Below are 16,492 nucleotides of genomic sequence, written 5' to 3' on the forward strand. Positions count from 1 at the left end.
AAATTGGTAATTGATGAAATAAATCCTACTATACCTATAGGTATTTGTCAATTGCCTTTGTTTAAATTATTTGAATAATATACGATTTATTTTACCGATTCATCGGAATAAAGAAAATATGAAAAGTCAGAATTAATCGGAAGGTAATCGGTCGTAAGACGGAGAGTGAAAAAGGCATAGAGTTTCCACTCAACTTTGCTTATACAATCTATTTGAATGGAAGGGGAATGATTTACTCATGTTGAAGAAAATTCATCACGAACCATATATATTTTTATGCCACGTCAACTCTAGTAGGTGTTATCAAGGATTTGTGTAGAATTGGGCTGCAAGCACTTCTTACAAGCGGCACACCAAATCCCAATCATTTCCTCACTCTCATTCATAGTTACAAAGGACCTATTCATATAAAGCAACGGTATCTCCTCCTTCCAAAGATTAGGTCTTTCATCCTAAATACTACCCCCAAGACTTTGGTAAACAAAAAAAGGATTGCCGTTTTAAACGTGCAATCCTTTTCAAAAATGCTAGGGTTGTTCTAAATTACACCATAATTTTACAGATATTATTCGTAAACTCTACTGGATCTTCGATTGGAAGCCCTTCAATGAGAAGCGCTTGGTTGTATAATAATCCAGTATATAGTGTTAATCGATCTTTATCTTTTTCAAAGGCATCTTTCAATGATTGGAATACCTCATGGTTAACGTTAATTTCTAATACCTTATCTGCTTTAACATTTTGACTGTTTGGCATCGCATTTAAAATCTTTTCCATTTCAATGGAAACAGCGCCACCGGTGGTCAAGCAGACAGGATGTGATTTCAGACGTTTGGAGATACGAACATCTTTGACTTTTCCATCAAGGACTTTTTTCATAAAGTCAAATAGTTCTTTATATTCTTTCTCCTCAGCTGCATTGTCCTCTTTCTTGTCATCTGCGTCCAGACCTAAATCCCCGCTTGAAACGGATTTAAATTCCTTATCTTTATAAGACATCAACATACGAATGGCGAATTCATCGATATCATCCGTGAAGTATAAAATCTCATAGCCTTTATCTGCGACAAGCTCGGTTTGAGGTAGTTTTTCAATACGTTCATTGGTTTCGCCTGTTGCATAGTAAATATATTTTTGATCTTCAGGCATTCTAGAAACATATTCATCTAAAGTAACAAGTTTCTTTTCTTTAGAAGAATAGAACATTAATAGATCTTTTAATTCCTCTTTATGTGCCCCAAAGTCACTATAAACGCCAAATTTCAGTTGTCTACCAAATGACTGATAAAATTTCTCATATTTCTCTCTGTCATTTTTCAATAGGTTTAATAACTCACTTTTAATTTTCTTGTTAATATTTTTAGCAATTAGCTTTAATTGGCGATCATGTTGTAACATTTCTCTTGAAATGTTCAGTGATAAATCTTCTGAATCTACCATACCCTTAACAAAAGAGAAATAATCAGGTAATAGATCCGCACATTTATTCATAATCAAGACGCCACTTGAATACAGCTCCAAGCCTTTTTCATATTCGGCTGTATAATAATCGAATGGAATCTTTTCTGGAATGTATAAAATGGCTTGATAACGTACCGCACCATCTACATTAATATGGATGTGTTTAAGCGGTTTATCAAATCCGTAATGTTTCTCTGTATAGAAATTATTGTAATCTTCCTCAGTCAATTCTTTTTTATTTTTTCGCCAAATTGGAACCATGCTGTTAATGGTTTCCTCTTCTTTGTATTGCTCATATTCTGACTCGCTACCTTCTTTGAGTCTGCTTTTTGTCACATCCATCTTAATTGGATAACGGATGAAGTCCGAGTATTTTTTAATGATGGATTTTAAGCGGTATTCTTCCAAATACTCATCATAATTTTCTTCTTCTGTGTTTTCTTTCACTTTTAAAATAATCTCTGTTCCAACGGATTCTTTTTCACAAGGTTCAATGGTGTAGCCTTCTGCCCCTCTTGATTCCCATTTATAAGCTTCATCACTACCTAAAGCTTTACTAATAACGGTAACCACATCTGCGACCATAAAGGCGGAATAGAAACCAACACCGAACTGGCCAATGATATCATAACCATCTTTTAGTTCATTTTCGGTTTTAAATGCCAAAGAGCCGCTCTTTGCAATGGTTCCAAGGTTATTTTCAAGCTCTTCTTTCGTCATTCCGATTCCTGTATCAATGATTTTTAATGTACGGCTTTCTTTATCTGCTTCTATTTTTATATAGTAATTGTCTTTGTCAAAAGTTAATGATTCATCTGTAAGTGCTTTATAATATATTTTGTCAATGGCATCGCTTGCATTGGAGATTAACTCTCTTAAAAAGATCTCGCGATGGGTGTAAATGGAATTAATCATCATGTCTAATAACCGTTTGGATTCCGCTTTAAACTGCTTCGTTTCCATTTAAGACCTCTCTCCTTTATTTTGTAATGTTTACATTCGATCGATTATATATTTAAAAACAATTAGCACTCTATCAATCAGAGTGCTAATCCAATAATTAAATAACATAAAATACCGGTTCCGTCAATAGAACTCCACCAAGCACCAAAATGTCTTGCCTCCGCCCCCTATCGACAATGTAAGGAGATCTATCCTTTAAGTAAAACTTCCGTACGGCTTATTCGTCACGTTCCTCAGGTTTAGACATTTGTAGTAATTCGTTTAGGATCCATTCCATCCGATTCACTTCTGTTTGAATCCTTTCAATATACGTTGAATTCATTTTTTGTTCTGCTTCCATTTGCATAAGTACCTCTTTTATTGAGGATAATGGGTGATTCATTTCATGGACAATACCGGCTGCCAACTGCCTAGCGGCTGAAAGTTTTTCCGATTGTAGTAGCATTTCTTGCCTTTTTTTCTTTTCAGTTATATCGCGTATCATAATATGGCGTACAGGTTGATTCTGGTAGATCGCTGGAATCGATTTTATCTCTGCGTAAACAAATTCCCCGTCTTTCCTAATCAGTTTTTCTTCCATTATTTCAACCGTTTTTCCAGACTCGACTTCTTCCACTCGTTTCCTAACAATGTCGCAATAAGCATCATCCAAGTAATCATATACACTTTTCCCGATCAATTCACTTTTATCTTTAGCACCAATTAAAGCGACCGCCGTGTCGTTTACATACAGTATCTCCTCTTTCTTTGCAATGACGACTGCATCAGGTGAATGTTCCACGATGGCCATATAAACTTCTTCCCTTTGCCGAAGTTCTTCATTCTGTTTTCTTCTTCTTTCCTTTATTTCGGTAATATCTTTCGCAATCGCATATACCCCAACAATTTCTTCTGAAATGACAATCGGATAGATGGTAATATTGATATCAACGAGTTTTCCACTTTTATGGATGATTTGGCAATCGAAATTCTGAAGTTTTCCTTCCAGTGATTTATAAAAAAAGGAAATCGCTCGATCCAAATGCTCCAATTTGACTACTTTCACATACGACATTTTGGATAGCTCAGAAGCTTCATAACCAAAAATTTGTTCACAAGCTGGATTTAATGGAATGAAATATCCATCCAAATCCATTGCATAAATCGCATCAGAATCACAAGCAAATAAGGATTCATAACTGCTTAGCCCTTTTGACAAATGCTTTTCCAGCAAGATTTTCTTTTTTCGCTTTATATTTGATATAGAACTTGACATTTCTCTTAAAAGTTCCTTTCTTTATGATTAAAATTAGCAAAAAGCCAAATTAGAAAAAGTCAAATTTACGACTTCTAATTTGGCTCTTGTCTTAGATCAAGTATTCCTGTCCAACATACTTACAATTTCCAATCAACAATGATTCTCATTATTAATCCTACTATCTTATAGTAATAGGAAATGGATATTTTATCAACAATCATATTTTAACATGCTTTCACATAAAATAGACAAGCAAAGCTAGTCCAGGGGGAATGAACGTGGCAATGATCCAAAAAATTCTTAAAGTTCCATATCAATAGGATGAAACGATTCATTATTACTTATAGCTGTTTGTTATTTGGAGCTACTCTACAAGGTATGGCCATGTCCTTGTTTTTATTCCCACATTCCATTCCTTCTGGGGGTGCGGCTGGACTAGCCATATTAATGAACCATTGGTTTCATCTCTCACTCGGTTTTTCCTTATGGTTGGCCAATATTGTCTTTCTCCTATTTGCTTTAAAATATTTTGGGTTTACATGGACAATTCGGACAATCCTTTCCGTGGCAACCACTTCTATGACGGTTAGTTTTTTCTCTACCCATATTCCACATATACATACTCATATCATATTGGACTTGATGGCTGGAAGTCTGTTTTTTGGAATCGGGGTAGGGATATTAATCAGAGCAGGTGCCTCTAGCGGGGGGATGGTGATTCCTGCCTTGATGATTGCAAACTATAAGAATTGGAGCCCTGGTAAAGTAATGATGGGGATTAATTTGTTCATCTTTTTATTAACCGCTATGGTCATTGATTATAAAATTGTCCTTTTTGCGGTGATCTGCCAATTTTTCTCCACGAATATTATTGATTTTATCTATCATTTACGATTTGAAAAATTAATGTTCCTGACCGCGAATTGGCGAAGGAGATAGAAGATCCAGTCAGAGGATCTTTCTATCTTCTAAATAGGTGATGATTTTATGGACCGCTTCCTCAATACTCTCACGATGGGATTCAATGATGATCTCTGGATGTTTTGGGATTTCATAAGGAGAAGAAATTCCCGTAAATTCCGGAATTTCTCCTTTTCTTGCCTTTTCATATAATCCTTTTGGATCACGATCCTCACATACTTGTATCGGACAGTTTAAGTAAATTTCAATAAACTCTCCAGGTTCAAACATGTTTCGGACTAACTGTCGATCGGCAAGATAGGGAGAAATAAAAGCAGCAGAAACAATTTGGCCACTGTCAACAAAGAGTTTTGCTACTTCCCCAATTCGTCGGATATTTTCACTTCGATCTTCTTTATTAAATTGTAAATCTCGATTTAATCCATGACGGACATTATCTCCATCCAGTACATAACTATGAATACCTCTTTGAAATAAAGCTTGATCAACAGCATTGGCCAAAGTGGACTTTCCTGATCCTGATAAACCAGTAAACCATAGGACACAACTTTTATGACCGTTTAAAACATGTCGATCTGCTTTCGTCACTGAAGAGTGATGCCAAGTAATATGGTTGCTTTTTTTGACCATTTTCCTCCCCCTAATTTTTGGAATAAATCTCCTTCATGCCTTGGATTAATATCTCCACGACCTCCGGACGACTAAATTCTTTCGGTGGCTGCTCTCCGTTCGATAACATTCTTCTCACCTTTGTACCAGAGAGAATAACATGGTATTGAGGATCATGGGGGCACGTTTTTTCAGAGGCCATATTTTCACATTTTTTGCAGTAAAAACTATGTTCAAAAAATAGCGGTTTGATTCCTAACTCCTCCTCACTAAAGTGGGAGAAAATTTTCTGAGCGTCGTACGTACCATAATAATTCCCTACTCCCGCGTGATCCCTTCCTACAATAAAATGAGTGCAACCAAAATTTTTCCTAACGAGTGCATGAAAAATGGCTTCCCTCGGGCCGGCGTAACGCATTGCTGCAGGGAAAACGGACAAGAACACTCTATTTTTCGGATAATAATGTTCTAATAATACTTGATAACTTTTCATTCGTATTTCACTTGGAATATCATCAGATTTCGTCTCCCCCACTAATGGATGTAAAAATAATCCATCAACTGTCTCTAATGCCGTTTTTTGAATGTATTCATGTGCCCGATGGACTGGATTTCGAGTTTGAAAACCAACGACCGTTTTCCATCCTAAATTTTGAAACGTCTCTCTTGTCTCTTTCGGGTCTAGAAAATATGGATTTAACATACCTTTATCCGGTCTGTTGATCAGCGTAATCGGTCCCCCGATGTAAACTTCAGGCCGCTCAAACAGTTTTTTCACCCCTGGATGTTCGAGTTCAGTGGTTTGATAAACTTTTTCAGCTTCCAGCCTTTTATCTGGATAAAATTTTTCTTTTACCTCCATAACTCCATAGACTTTTTGCTTATAAGTAAGATGAATAGTCTCCCCTATTTTTAGCTCTTTCGCTTTACTATGGGGGACGGCCAAAGTTATCGGCAATGACCATGGAAGACCTGATGTAAGCCTCATATGATATAACACGGATTCATAATCTGCTTCTCCCATAAAACCTTCTAGAGGACTGTATGCTCCATTTGCGATTAATTCTAAATCACTCCATTCTAATCGACTTAATTCCACATGATTCAAAGAGGGATCTACCTTTAGATTTTCATTGATACGATGAATCAATGTTCCTCCGTGTGGGATACTTCTTGTCATTTGCTTCTCCTCCTCTAAAATAAAACGATTCTCTAGGTTAGATGGATCCCGCATTCGGTCTTTTGATGGCCCGCCCATCTGCCGGCCCGTTGGTTTCCAGGCTCTGATACAGGTAAGGTGCAAGGGGCACAGCCAATACTTGGATATCCGTTATCATGCAAAGGATTGTATGGAAGTTGATTCATTTCTATATAGGTTAAAACATCCTCCCATGTCCAATGGATCAGCGGACAAATTTTGATCTTATGAAATTTCTCATCTTTATTGATATATTGGGTATTCCTTCGGGTAGGCGATTGTTCCCTTCGTAATCCGGAGATCCAGGCAAGTGAATTCCTTAATGCTTGCTGTAATGGTACGACCTTTCTTAAATAACAGCATACATTCGGATCACGAAGCCATAACTTTTCCCCATATGTTTTCGCTTGCTCCTCCAATGACATGGTTGGTTTAACGAGGGAAATCTCTAAAGTAGGGTAGCGTTTTTTCACTTTTTCAATTAATTCGTATGTTTCAGGAAAATGGAGACCTGTATCGAGGAAAATAATCTTGGCTTTTTTGTTAATCTTATAAATGAGATCGATTAACACGATCCCTTCTGCTCCAAAACTACATGCATATACAATATCATCCTTGTATTCCTTATAGGCCCATTTTAAAATATCAAGATAATCCCGATGTTCCTTTAAAATTTCAGCGGCCTTTTCTTCATTCCAATTCTCATACGTCAGTTTGTCACTCACGTTTCACCCCTCCGATCAAATGTCTATTTCCGGCAAAATTATACATGTATTATTTTGGACGAACACTTTGTTCATAGAATTGACATGACCATGTTCTGCATAAGAGAGCATGGCACGAATCCAGGAACCATGACCAAAAATTAATACCTTTTTATAACTCCGATACTTTTGTAAAAAAGCAACTATTCTTTCTTCCAGTTGTAAAATACTCTCTCCAAGCAAGAGTGCTTTTGGATTTTCAATCCATGTTTCTCCATAAGTTTCCATTAATTTCTCCTTAGGTTTCCCTTCGAAGGGGCCAAAATCTAATTCATCTAACAAGGGATCCATTTCTGGTTCAAATCCGTACAGTCTTGCCGTCTGTTGGGTTCGTTTCAAGCTGCTTGCTAATACAAGATCAAATGGCATTTGCTGTCTTAATATAGACAAATTACGATTCATTCCTTTTCTCCATTCCTCGGTTATTGGAGCAATCGGGATATCCCTTCTCCCTTGAAGGATTTGATTTTTATTCCATACTGTGGGCAGGTGCCGAATCATAGTAAGTTGCATTCATGCTCCTCCAAATAAAAGGTCTCACTTCTTAATCCACAACGTTGTGCCTCTAGCATTAACACATCGTTTATTTTTACATTTCCTAAATTGACATTTGGACCAATTTCCTTGATAAAGTACATTTGATGCTTAGGTGTTGGAGCTTCAAATATGATTTTCTTCGGATCAATATTTTTAATTAATTCATGTATTAACTCACATCGAACAGTACCGCACTCTTCATAAATTCCGGATGTTCCCGAATCTCTTCCTTCTGTAATCACATACTCAGAGCCAGCTTCCAGCAAGAGCTGGATTTCTTCTAACCATTCGGAAATCCTCATTTCTTTCCTACAATCTTTTGAACCTACTTCAGCAATCACATGAAATGACTCTTTTAATTGTGAAATCAATTCAATCCTTGTTTGTAAGGGAATATCTAATGTACCGTTTGAAACCTCAATCCACTCAATCCCGAGATCATGCAAATAATGGATATATTCGTTCAATTTATTTTGGTAATAGCATTTTTCAAATAACGTTCCACCGCAATAAGGTTTTATCTCATGCTCTTTATAGAGGTTTATTTTTGTTCTGAGGTTTGGTGTCACATAAGCAGAACCAATACCGATTTTTGCGATATCTATCATGGTATGAAAGTCGGCTAATATATTCCTTAATTCTCCCATGGAAGTTCCGAAATCAGCGATACATGTTAAGCCATATACTCGATTTCCGGTCGTCCTTTTGGGCAAGCTTAAAAAATCCATAGGCAAAATACCTCCTTTTTTCTAGGATAGATTATTCAACGAATGGGTGAATGTGTAGATAAAAAGGCCTTCTTCATCGAAATTAGGCGTTTGCCTTGTATAAAGCTATCATTCAATTCAAACAATAAAATAGCTTATATTTTCAGTTAGGGGTGTCATCAGTGCCAAAGCAAAAACACATAGGCATGACTATCTTTGCTATCAGTTCGATTCCGCTCATTTTAGTATTAGGCAATTCCATGCTCATACCGATTTTGCCAAAAATGAAATCAGTCCTTCACATAAGCCAATTGAAAGTCAGCTTGGTGATTTCCGCTTTTTCCATTGCAGCGGCAATTTCAATACCGATTCTTGGTTATTTATCAGACCGATTTTCTCGAAAAGCAGTGATTATACCTGCTCTGATTTTATATGGCAGTGGTGGACTATTAGCAGGTGTAGCAGCGGCTTGGTTTTCCAATGCTTATGTATGGATAATGGTGGGGAGAATGATGCAAGGAATTGGGGCTGCTGGTACTGCGCCCATTGCCATGGCATTAACTGGTGATTTATTTAAAGGCGGAGAGCAAAGTAAAGTGTTAGGCTTGGTCGAGGCATCCAATGGAATCGGAAAAGTAATTAGCCCCCTTATTGGGTCGTTATTTGCCTTATTGTTCTGGTATGCCGCCTTTTTTGCCTTTCCGATCTTTTGTTTCTTATCGGTCTTATTGACTATTTTTTTTATTAAAGAAAAGAAAACAAAAAAAGAACCCCCTTCCTTTGGTACCTATGTAAAAGGATTGGCTTCTGTTTTTAAAACAGAGGGGCGGTGGCTATTTGTCGCTTATTTAACAGGAGCAATTTGTCTTTTTACTTTATTTGGAATCTTGTTTTACATCTCTGATATCCTTGAAAAACGATATCAGATCGATGGAGTATTAAAAGGTGGAATCTTAGCTATTCCTTTATTATTCATGACCACAACTTCTTATATGACAGGAGCGAAGATTGGTAAAAAAATGAAGCGAATGAAAGCACTTATCATTATGGGACTACTGTTAATGACGGTTTCGTTTGCCTCTTTGATTTTCTTTCAAAAGCTTGTTCCCTTTTTTACCGTATTAGCAGTAAGCAGTATTGGTACCGGCCTTGTGTTGCCATGTATCAATAGCTTTATTACCGGTTCAGTACCTACGGACAGAAGAGGCTTTGTGACATCCTTATATGGGTCGGTACGATTTCTCGGAGTTGCCATAGGGCCTCCCATTTTCAGTAAATTAATGGAATGGTCTCGCACGGGGATGTTTTTAACAACAGCAGGATTAACACTCATTTGCGCCCTCCTTTGCATGTTTCTTATTCGAGTGGCTAAAAAAGAATCTTCAAAGGAAAAAGAAAAGGATACCTTATTTGAGAAGCTTCAATTTACTTAAAAAAATGGCTTATGGATGAACTGGATCTGAACGGAAAGGAGGCGTTCAAAAGTGCAAATATTTTTCTCACCAGAAGTGATTACCCCCCAATTTCAAGTGTTAAATGTGGTGGATTCCAAGAATAAAGCAGTAGGAAATGTGGCCTTTTTATTTGATGAAAAAAAGTTATTTGTTTTTGGGATTTTAGAAGAAGAAGGGGTTGGGGCAGATTTTAAAGATTTAGTCACTCCATATGTGAAAGGATTAGCAAAAGCCAAACCGGACGTAGAAATTTTCTCGTGTTTATATATCGGCTGTAAAAAAATCAAACTAAATGATGAGGAAGAAGAAGAAAAATAACGGAATCGAGAGCGGCTCATGAAATGGAAGGGCCCTCTCTTTTTTTATTCTTTTTGAAAATGGGCTAACAAGGCACTTACCTACTTCATATTGTAGTGATGTATATAAAGATCAAAATAACTGAGGTGTGTGTGCCTAATGAGTATCGGCATCATCATTATGGGGCTCTTAATCGGGTTTATGGTTGGATTGACAGGTGTTGGCGGTGCAGCCATGCTTACACCTATTTTAATTTTATTGGGGATCAATCCTTCCATTGCAGTAGGAACAGATCTTTTTTACAACTCGATTACAAAGCTTTTTGGTTCCATCCAACATTACCGGCAAAAAACCATTGATTTAAAGTTAGTCCAATATTTAGCGATTGGGAGTATTCCAAGCGCCATTTTCGCTGTTGGCATGCTCCATCTTTTTGACACCTATTTTCATAACCAAGAGCAAATCATTAAACATGCACTCGGCTACGTGCTCATATTAGTGGCTATTGCTACCTTAATAAAAACATTTATGAAGAAAAAAATGGAATGGAATAGATGGCAATTAATCCCTCTAAAAGAAAAAAGAATGTTAACGATTACGATCGGTGCTGTCTTAGGCTTTATTGTTGGAATAACTTCCATTGGATCTGGTTCCTTATTTGCCCTCGTCATGCTTTATCTTTACCGAATGAGTCCTTCACAGCTGGTAGGAACAGATATCGCTCATGCCTTTCTACTTGTAACTGCTGCTGGTTTGATGCATGCCGGTATTGGAAATGTGGATTACTTATTAACAATCAACCTATTATTGGGATCTATTCCCGGTGTTCTTTTTGGAAGTACACTATCTTCTAAACTCCCAGCAAAACCATTAAGAACCGTCATGGCCTTAATGATCTTATTTAGTGGCATTAAACTCATTTAACCGCTAGGTGTTTTTCATTTAACTCCCCCCATGATAAAGGTCCCTTCATCCATGATAAGGTGTCCCTAAAGAATCACTTTTAGGGACACCCTCTTTTTAATTTGATTCATTTTCATTGGATAATCCTTTCTTTTTTGCTGACTTCTTTACAATAATAAACAGGATGAGAATCATTAATTCCAATATCAATCCAAGGGAACACCAAACTTCAAATGAAAAATGGAGATGTTCCATACTATTTTTAAATAAAAGAATGGAAAGATAACCAAGAATAAAGGAAATGGGGAACATAAATTTATTCGTGTTCGATTTGTAATACATGCTTAAACAATGATTGAAAGCATAAAACAAAAACGCAATTTTTGTGATAATGGTGGGAAGCCAAATAGCGACTATAAATAAATCAAGACGATCAAGAAAATCCGTTAAATGGATTTGTTGAACAAGGATATAAGCAGGATACGTTGCTTCCGTCACAATTTTTGTTCCTAGTACGATGATTTGAAAAAATAAAACAATCAAAAAAAGGAAAAATCCAAGAGTGGTTCCTTGAATGACGGCCTTTCGTGCTGCTTTGATCGGATTGACGTTCCCAATAATAAGAAGAAATAAGAGAAATTCTCCCAACCATGAAAAACCGACGTAAGAAGACTGAAAAAGTGCCTTGATCATACTGACATTGGGAAGTGGTAAAAGATTATCCAATTCAGATTCATTTATTAACAGAAAAGGGATGATTATGGTCACTAACGTTAAAAGAAAAAAGTGGATCCCATTTATCCTTGCAATCACTTCAAGCCCCGACATCGCAATATAGACAATCACTAAAATGGAGAGAATCATCAATATATCAAGCGGGGTGTTGGGTAATAAAACGGAAGAGATAAAATCGATCATCGCTCGTAAATCACGAATAAGAACAAGAAATACAAATAGGAAAAAAAGGAAAACAAACCCTTTTTCCAAAAGGCTCCCTCGTTTTCCAATAGCAAATAAATTCTTATATTCATCTTTTGAGGTTTTACCAAAAATCAAAAAAATCATTAGTAAAAAAATAGGATATAGGATGATGGGAACAAGCCATGCATTTTGTTCTCCTACTTGGACAATGATCTGAGGCAAACTGATAACAGAGCTACTTAGGATAAAATTAGCGACTAAAACAATCAATTGGTAATTTGAAATTTTTTGTGTCATATTTTCACAACCAATCTCGTTATTCTTCCAAACGTATTACCCAAAAAAGAGGTAATCCCATTTAAAAACATATTTTGCATGGCTAGAACAGATACAGCAATGGCCAAAGCAAGAACAAGAATGACCCATTTTCGTTCCTTTTTATCAATAATTTTGGCCTTCCAAATAATGATGGCATATATGGCTAGTGCTAACCAAACGAAAATTACACCTATGGACATTTCATCATTCCTTCTTCCATTCCCCCGAATTTGTAATTCTTTGAATATCGGCATCGACATCGATGAATACATTGACATGGGGTAGTGTCTGTTCCCAATCATTCTTCCATTGTTTCTGCCATTTTTGGTGGCGCTTCTTGTAGAGTTCCCAACCCAAACCAACAATGTCAGCTCCCTTTGAATGGGCGTGTTTAATTACGGACTGAATATTCTGTTTGATTTCTTGTTCCATTTTCCTTTTCACTAATTGATAAGTTTTCGGATCTTCAATTCGAAGATTGGCCTCATTTTCAATAAGGATCCCTGTTACTCTTACTTTCAATTTGAACGAAGGATTGGCACCATTCCCCGTGTACTGAGGTTTCACTTGATTTTCCAAAATTTTAATCGTCATTTCATTATTTTTCGACACGGAAAAGGTAAAAGATTTCTTTTTCATTTTTTCTAATAACCACAAAATTCCTTGGGTTTCCTTGATATTCGTGATGAAAGACAATTTATCTCCCTTGAAAACAGCAAATTTCTCTATTTCTAATTCTTTTCCTTTCTTATCCTCTTTTATTAATCCTGTCACATTCACGAATGGGATGACCGGATCCTTTCCAGGCCGGTCCAAATCTAATAGAGTATCCTTCACTGTTTTGTTGGCCATTGCCTTTGCCATTTCACGAAGAGCTTCCCCTGAGTACTGTTCCATTCTTGGTTGTGCTTTTAATACTTGAATGGAATCCCCTTTGGAAATAAGGAGCAAAGTAGATAATCTAGACTCCGGCTGAATAACGACAGCCCTCAATGACTTTGAAATCCCTTCCTTGGCCAAATCCTCCCCAATGACTAAAACTCTTCGATGGGCAAAGTATAATTTTCTTGATAATCGAAGTTGGACATCTTCCATACTCTCTCTTATGTTTTTTCCTGTTCCTTGTGCAATAAGCACCGGGCCTTCTCCACTGGTTCCACCGCCCCCGCCACTAGATCCTGCTCCTCCCATGGAACTTGGCAGAGGAACTTGTACCGTATAACGATATTTTTCGTTTCCCGCTTTATCCATACCTGAAGTTACAACAAAAGCATTATCATTAATTTCTGTGCGATCCCAACACCCAGTAAGACATATAATTAGGCTAAATACGGCAATCATTTGTATGATCTTTATGATGGATCCCCTCCTTCCCCCATTTTTGGAGGTGATGGCATTAAATGATCCACTTGTCTTTTTTGATCCTCTTTCACAAATTGATCCGGTCTTCGGTTCATCGCCCACCAAGGTACACGTATAAGGACATCTTTTAAAGATTTAAATGATATAGGTGCCAATGGCCAAAAATACGGAATGCCAAATGACCGTAATTTACATAAATGTGTTAAGATAAGAAGAAATCCCAATATAACACCATAAAATCCAAACATTGCCCCTAAAATCATTAAGGGAAAACGTAACATACGAATGGAAATTGACATATTAAATCTTGGGATCGTAAAAGAGGCGATTCCCGTGATAGATACAATAATAACGGTTGGTGCCGAAACGATACCGGCCTCCACCGCTGCTGTCCCAATGACTAGAGCTCCAAGAATTCCCACTGCCTGTCCAACTACCTGTGGAAGCCGAACCCCCGCTTCGCGTAAAGCTTCAAACGAAACTTCCATGATCAATGCCTCTACAAACATAGGAAACGGAATGGCCTCCCTACTTGCCGCTATGCTAAATAGCAAGGAAGTAGGAATCATTTCCTGATGATACGTCGTGACTGCGACGTAAATACCTGGTAAGGTAAGGGCAATAAATAAGAAAAATACGCGAAGCAATCTTAAAAAAACATAAATATGGTAACGCCCATAATAATCCTCACTTGATTGAAAAAACTGCCAAAAGGTCGCCGGCATGATTAAGACAAAGGGAGTTCCATCAACCATTATGGCTACCCTTCCTTCAAGGAGGTTGGCTGCAACCGTATCAGGGCGCTCGGTATTTTGGATTTGCGGAAACATACTCCAAGGACTATCCTCAATAAATTCCTCAATATATCCACTTTCCAATATACTGTCCGTTTTAATCCGATCTAGCCTTGATAATACTTCTTTCACTAATTCGGGAGCTGCAAGGCCTTCCACATATAATATGGCGATTTGTGTTTTCGTTTCTTCCCCAATCTCTCTTGCTAAAATTTTCAAGCGATTCGAACGGATTTTGTGACGAACTAAAGCCGTATTGGTTCTAATCACTTCCGTAAATCCTTCTCTCGGCCCTCTTACGACCGATTCCGTTGTCGGCTCAGAGACCGTTCTCCTGTCTCCTCCCTTTGAATCAAAAATAATGGCCTTTGATACCCCATCCACTAACAAAACGGTATTTCCTTTTAACACATTACTGACAACTTCATCGAGTTCGGTTGTTTCATTCACTGAACTAATGGAAATCATTTTTTCTTTAAGTATTTCCGCTGTGATCCGCTCGCCCTGTAATTCATCTAATAATTGACGAAGACCATTTAACTCAACCGCTAATGTATTGATAAAACCATCCACAAACAGCAAATAGGCCTTCTTTCTCCCCGCAAGAAAAGGTCGAAAGACGATATCTGAACAGTCTTTAAATAACGCTTTTAGAATTTCAATATTTTCCATAATATTGGTATCAACATTTTTATTTGTTTCATCACTGACCAATGCCTGATTTTTAGCCGATTTCTTCCTCAACAATTTTTTCATAGAAACAACCTCGGAAAGAATATTTTTTATAATTTAACCCTCAATTTGAAATTTATTCCTTTTTAAGAAAGTAGAAGCAAAACGAAAGTTGGAACTTTAAAAAACTTGTCCTTCTATGATGTTTCATCTCATACAATGTGTAATAATGATTTTTTTGGAGGTACAAATGTTTATTTTTATTGAAAAAGCGGTATTAGGTATGGCTTTTTTACGAATTTTATCGGGGTGTATTGAAATTATTGCAGCCTTTTTAATGATTAAATTCCATACAGTGGAAAAAGCATTAATCATTAATAGTTCCCTCGCCTTCGTAGGTCCCACCGTATTGGTTATAACAACTACCATTGGTGTTCTCGGTTTGTCTGGCGATCTTTCTTTAATGAAAATTTTTTGGATCTTTCTAGGAGTTAGCTGCATTTTAATTGGGGTCAAATGGTGATTTTGATTTGCTAATGGAAAGCACAAAACGCTCATTGCTTTTTCAAGCGATGAGCGTTTTGTTGTATTCCCTTTAAAAGGGATAGTTAATTTTTATCGTCTTGGTAAAACTAACGTTGTGCTTAAAAGAAAGGTGGCACGAATGATGAACAAAATTGCAAACACTGTCAGGAGGTTAACGATGGGAATTTTAAGTGGAAATCCTAAAGAAGAACCTTTACATTATGGAGAAGTCTTTCACATATGGTCATCCGATTTAATTGGAAACGGTAAAATCGCCGCTTATCAAACCATGTTGAACCATGCGGGGGACGAGGATTTAAAAAAATTGTTAAAAGAAGCCATTGAATTAGCACAGCAAGAAAAGAAAGAAATCGAAACATTATTAAAAGAAAATGGAGTGGGACTGCCCCCTGCATCCCCAGAACCACCAGAAGCATGTTTGGAAGAAATTCCAGTCGGAGCTAGATTCCCTGACCCGGCGATTGCAGCTGCCCTCTCAGCGGATATTGCTGCAGGATTAGTAACTTGCAGCCAAATCATCGGAACGTCGATTCGAGAAGACGTTGCGATGATGTTTGGACAATTCCATATCCAAAAAGCACAGTTAGGCGCTAAAGTGCTGCGCTTAAATAAAGAAAAAGGTTGGCTCATTCCACCGCCACTCCATCTTCATAAAAATCATGAGTGTTAACAATAAACAAAAACACGGTCTATGGACCGTGTTTCAGATTGTAGACAAAAGGCATTCCGAATAAACTTAATTCGAAATGCCTTTTCAAATTTTAAGCAATTTTTGGTCTATATTAACTTTAATTTGACCCCTACGGGGTCAATTATTATACCATTTTT

The 16,492-nt window shown here is 37.1% G+C and carries 17 protein-coding genes; 6 read left to right on the top strand and 11 right to left on the bottom strand.

The window, feature by feature from the left end:
- Positions 1–543 precede the first annotated feature (543 nt).
- Together htpG and G4Z05_RS04615 are read right to left on the bottom strand one after the other, a co-directional pair.
- Positions 544–2,424, bottom strand: a complete 1,881-nt coding sequence (gene htpG / locus G4Z05_RS04610) for a molecular chaperone HtpG (protein WP_163250675.1) — start codon at positions 2,422–2,424, stop codon at positions 544–546.
- 217 nt (positions 2,425–2,641) lie between these two features.
- Positions 2,642–3,679 carry a PAS domain S-box protein gene (locus G4Z05_RS04615; RefSeq protein WP_163250676.1) on the bottom strand — a complete coding sequence of 346 codons (1,038 nt, stop codon included), beginning with the start codon at positions 3,677–3,679 and terminating at the stop codon, positions 2,642–2,644.
- A gap of 303 nt (positions 3,680–3,982) precedes the next feature.
- Between G4Z05_RS04615 and G4Z05_RS04620 the strand changes: the two genes are divergently transcribed.
- Complete coding sequence (locus G4Z05_RS04620) at positions 3,983–4,600, top strand: YitT family protein (RefSeq protein WP_163250677.1); 618 nt, start codon at positions 3,983–3,985, stop codon at positions 4,598–4,600.
- Between the two features lie 9 nt (positions 4,601–4,609).
- Here the strand turns inward: G4Z05_RS04620 and cysC are convergent, their stop codons facing one another.
- Genes cysC through G4Z05_RS04645 form a run of 5 tightly spaced genes read right to left on the bottom strand, consistent with a single transcriptional unit; the run spans position 4,610 to position 8,418 of the window.
- Positions 4,610–5,212: an adenylyl-sulfate kinase gene (gene cysC, locus G4Z05_RS04625; protein WP_163250678.1), complete on the bottom strand. Its 603-nt coding sequence runs from the start codon at positions 5,210–5,212 to the stop codon at positions 4,610–4,612.
- A 10-nt stretch (positions 5,213–5,222) separates the two neighbouring features.
- Positions 5,223–6,371, bottom strand: coding sequence for a sulfate adenylyltransferase (gene sat / locus G4Z05_RS04630; protein WP_163250679.1), 1,149 nt, complete (start codon positions 6,369–6,371; stop codon positions 5,223–5,225).
- Positions 6,372–6,403: 32 nt separating this feature from the next.
- Positions 6,404–7,114 carry a phosphoadenylyl-sulfate reductase gene (locus tag G4Z05_RS04635; RefSeq protein ID WP_163250680.1) on the bottom strand — a complete coding sequence of 237 codons (711 nt, stop codon included), beginning with the start codon at positions 7,112–7,114 and terminating at the stop codon, positions 6,404–6,406.
- A 15-nt stretch (positions 7,115–7,129) separates the two neighbouring features.
- A complete protein-coding gene (locus G4Z05_RS04640) occupies positions 7,130–7,666 on the bottom strand; it encodes a histidine phosphatase family protein (RefSeq protein ID WP_163250681.1) in 537 nt (178 codons plus the stop codon).
- Positions 7,651–8,418 (bottom strand): phosphosulfolactate synthase, encoded by a 768-nt coding sequence (locus G4Z05_RS04645; RefSeq protein WP_163250682.1) that lies wholly within the window; start codon positions 8,416–8,418, stop codon positions 7,651–7,653. Before G4Z05_RS04645 ends, G4Z05_RS04640 begins: the two co-directional genes overlap by 16 nt.
- 185 nt (positions 8,419–8,603) lie before the next feature.
- Here G4Z05_RS04645 and G4Z05_RS04650 point away from each other — a divergent pair, with 185 nt between their 5' ends.
- The 3 genes from G4Z05_RS04650 (at position 8,604) to G4Z05_RS04660 (ending at position 11,072) form a co-directional block, all read left to right on the top strand.
- Positions 8,604–9,830: an MFS transporter gene (locus tag G4Z05_RS04650; protein WP_205597440.1), complete on the top strand. Its 1,227-nt coding sequence runs from the start codon at positions 8,604–8,606 to the stop codon at positions 9,828–9,830.
- Positions 9,831–9,881: 51 nt separating this feature from the next.
- Positions 9,882–10,169: a hypothetical protein gene (locus G4Z05_RS04655; protein ID WP_163250684.1), complete on the top strand. Its 288-nt coding sequence runs from the start codon at positions 9,882–9,884 to the stop codon at positions 10,167–10,169.
- A 138-nt stretch (positions 10,170–10,307) separates the two neighbouring features.
- On the top strand, positions 10,308–11,072 hold the full coding sequence (locus tag G4Z05_RS04660) for a sulfite exporter TauE/SafE family protein (protein ID WP_163250685.1): 765 nt from the start codon (positions 10,308–10,310) through the stop codon (positions 11,070–11,072).
- 96 nt (positions 11,073–11,168) lie between these two features.
- Here the strand turns inward: G4Z05_RS04660 and G4Z05_RS04665 are convergent, their stop codons facing one another.
- Genes G4Z05_RS04665 through G4Z05_RS04680 form a run of 4 tightly spaced genes read right to left on the bottom strand, consistent with a single transcriptional unit; the run spans position 11,169 to position 15,202 of the window.
- Entirely contained in the window at positions 11,169–12,269 is a 1,101-nt protein-coding gene (locus G4Z05_RS04665) for a GerAB/ArcD/ProY family transporter (protein WP_163250686.1), read from the bottom strand.
- Positions 12,266–12,490: a hypothetical protein gene (locus G4Z05_RS04670; protein ID WP_163250687.1), complete on the bottom strand. Its 225-nt coding sequence runs from the start codon at positions 12,488–12,490 to the stop codon at positions 12,266–12,268. The genes G4Z05_RS04665 and G4Z05_RS04670 overlap by 4 nt, the downstream gene beginning before the upstream one ends.
- 4 nt (positions 12,491–12,494) lie before the next feature.
- Complete coding sequence (locus tag G4Z05_RS04675; protein ID WP_163250688.1) at positions 12,495–13,631, bottom strand: Ger(x)C family spore germination protein; 1,137 nt, start codon at positions 13,629–13,631, stop codon at positions 12,495–12,497.
- Positions 13,632–13,642: 11 nt separating this feature from the next.
- Positions 13,643–15,202: a spore germination protein gene (locus G4Z05_RS04680; RefSeq protein ID WP_163250689.1), complete on the bottom strand. Its 1,560-nt coding sequence runs from the start codon at positions 15,200–15,202 to the stop codon at positions 13,643–13,645.
- A gap of 166 nt (positions 15,203–15,368) precedes the next feature.
- Here G4Z05_RS04680 and G4Z05_RS04685 point away from each other — a divergent pair, with 166 nt between their 5' ends.
- Both G4Z05_RS04685 and G4Z05_RS04690 read left to right on the top strand, forming a co-directional pair.
- Entirely contained in the window at positions 15,369–15,641 is a 273-nt protein-coding gene (locus tag G4Z05_RS04685) for a YqhV family protein (protein ID WP_163250690.1), read from the top strand.
- Positions 15,642–15,821: 180 nt separating this feature from the next.
- The gene (locus G4Z05_RS04690; RefSeq protein ID WP_163250691.1) at positions 15,822–16,334 is read left to right on the top strand and encodes a DUF3231 family protein; all 513 of its coding nucleotides are present in this window, start codon (positions 15,822–15,824) and stop codon (positions 16,332–16,334) included.
- Positions 16,335–16,492: the final 158 nt, after the last annotated feature.

This window comes from Neobacillus thermocopriae (genome assembly GCF_010975035.1).
GTDB lineage: Bacteria > Bacillota > Bacilli > Bacillales > Cytobacillaceae > Neobacillus > Neobacillus thermocopriae.

What these genes read in the sequence shown, in the direction of transcription:
- htpG (WP_163250675.1), bottom strand. Translation starts at nt 2,424, where the DNA reads ATGGAAACGAAGCAGTTTAAAGCGGAATCCAAACGGTTATTAGACATG.
- G4Z05_RS04615 (WP_163250676.1), bottom strand. Translation starts at nt 3,679, where the DNA reads ATGTCAAGTTCTATATCAAATATAAAGCGAAAAAAGAAAATCTTGCTG.
- G4Z05_RS04620 (WP_163250677.1), top strand. Translation starts at nt 3,983, where the DNA reads ATGAAACGATTCATTATTACTTATAGCTGTTTGTTATTTGGAGCTACT.
- cysC (WP_163250678.1), bottom strand. Translation starts at nt 5,212, where the DNA reads ATGGTCAAAAAAAGCAACCATATTACTTGGCATCACTCTTCAGTGACG.
- sat (WP_163250679.1), bottom strand. Translation starts at nt 6,371, where the DNA reads ATGACAAGAAGTATCCCACACGGAGGAACATTGATTCATCGTATCAAT.
- G4Z05_RS04640 (WP_163250681.1), bottom strand. Translation starts at nt 7,666, where the DNA reads ATGCAACTTACTATGATTCGGCACCTGCCCACAGTATGGAATAAAAAT.
- G4Z05_RS04645 (WP_163250682.1), bottom strand. Translation starts at nt 8,418, where the DNA reads ATGGATTTTTTAAGCTTGCCCAAAAGGACGACCGGAAATCGAGTATAT.
- G4Z05_RS04650 (WP_205597440.1), top strand. Translation starts at nt 8,604, where the DNA reads ATGACTATCTTTGCTATCAGTTCGATTCCGCTCATTTTAGTATTAGGC.
- G4Z05_RS04660 (WP_163250685.1), top strand. Translation starts at nt 10,308, where the DNA reads ATGAGTATCGGCATCATCATTATGGGGCTCTTAATCGGGTTTATGGTT.
- G4Z05_RS04665 (WP_163250686.1), bottom strand. Translation starts at nt 12,269, where the DNA reads ATGACACAAAAAATTTCAAATTACCAATTGATTGTTTTAGTCGCTAAT.
- G4Z05_RS04670 (WP_163250687.1), bottom strand. Translation starts at nt 12,490, where the DNA reads ATGTCCATAGGTGTAATTTTCGTTTGGTTAGCACTAGCCATATATGCC.
- G4Z05_RS04675 (WP_163250688.1), bottom strand. Translation starts at nt 13,631, where the DNA reads ATGATTGCCGTATTTAGCCTAATTATATGTCTTACTGGGTGTTGGGAT.
- G4Z05_RS04680 (WP_163250689.1), bottom strand. Translation starts at nt 15,202, where the DNA reads ATGAAAAAATTGTTGAGGAAGAAATCGGCTAAAAATCAGGCATTGGTC.
- G4Z05_RS04685 (WP_163250690.1), top strand. Translation starts at nt 15,369, where the DNA reads ATGTTTATTTTTATTGAAAAAGCGGTATTAGGTATGGCTTTTTTACGA.
- G4Z05_RS04690 (WP_163250691.1), top strand. Translation starts at nt 15,822, where the DNA reads ATGGGAATTTTAAGTGGAAATCCTAAAGAAGAACCTTTACATTATGGA.